This is a genomic window from Nonomuraea deserti (assembly GCF_004348685.1).
Taxonomy (GTDB): domain Bacteria; phylum Actinomycetota; class Actinomycetes; order Streptosporangiales; family Streptosporangiaceae; genus Nonomuraea; species Nonomuraea deserti.
Window position 1 is genome coordinate 1 of the sequence record NZ_SMKO01000428.1, and the last position, 918, is coordinate 918.

General features: G+C 70.8%; 2 protein-coding genes. Both read right to left on the reverse strand.

Going from position 1 to position 918, the window contains the following annotated elements:
- Positions 1–427, reverse strand: a 427-nt coding sequence (locus E1292_RS50515; protein WP_246091079.1) for an ATP-binding protein, incomplete at its 3' end; no start/stop codon positions are given.
- 146 nt (positions 428–573) lie between these two features.
- Positions 574–918: PP2C family protein-serine/threonine phosphatase (locus tag E1292_RS50520; RefSeq protein ID WP_165975196.1), on the reverse strand; the 345-nt coding region annotated here is incomplete at its 5' end.

Below are 918 nucleotides of genomic sequence, written 5' to 3' on the forward strand. Positions count from 1 at the left end.
CGCGCTCGCCGGCGATCCCCAGCGCCTCCCTGCTGGTGGCCAGGATCCGCAGCTCGGGCGCGGAGCTCACCAGCGTCGCGGCCAGCACGGCGCACTCGTCCAGAAGGTGCTCGCAGTTGTCCAGGACCACCAGCATCCGCCGGCCACGCACGTGCTCGACGAGCACCTCCACGGGCGGCCGGGAGGAATGGTTCTGCACCTTCAGGGCGCTGAGCACGGCTTGGCCGAGCAGTTTCGGATCCCCCAGCGCGGCGAGCTCGACCAGCCACACGCCGTCGCTGAAAGCCCGCTCGACCTCGGCGGCGACCTTGAGAGCCAGCCGGGTCTTGCCGACGCCGCCGACGCCGGTGAGGGTCACCACGGGAGCCGTGCCCAACAGCCGCTTGATCTCGGCCACCTCTCGCCGGCGCCCCACGAAACTGGTCACCTGGGCCGGCAGCGTACTCGGTCTCTGCCGGCTGACGAGTGTGGTCGTTTCTGCCTTCATGCGCGCCTCACGTCGGCCTCGATCAGCGGATCACCATGCGCTGGGATGGGCCCTTTGTCAGCCTACGGCCTCGTCCGAGCTGGTGTTCACCTCGGGTGCAGCCGCCATCCGTCCCGCTCGGTGTTCCGCAGGAGCAGGAGGGCGATGTCGTCCGGACGCTGCTCGTTCGTGGCCGGCTGGATGAGTGACTCCGCCACGCTGTGCAGGGTCCGCATGGGCGCGGGCGTGAACCGAGCGGCCAGGGCGGCGATGGCATCGTCCAGGTCGAGGCCGGGCTTCTCGATGAGGCCGTCGGTGTAGAGGGTCAGCAGCGAGCCGGGTGGCAGGGGCACGTCCGTGGTGGCGTACTCGGCGTTGGGGTCGATGCCGAGCAGCAGGCCGGGCGGGGTGTCGATGACCCGGGTGGGGGTGCCTGAGCGGCTGAGCAGGGG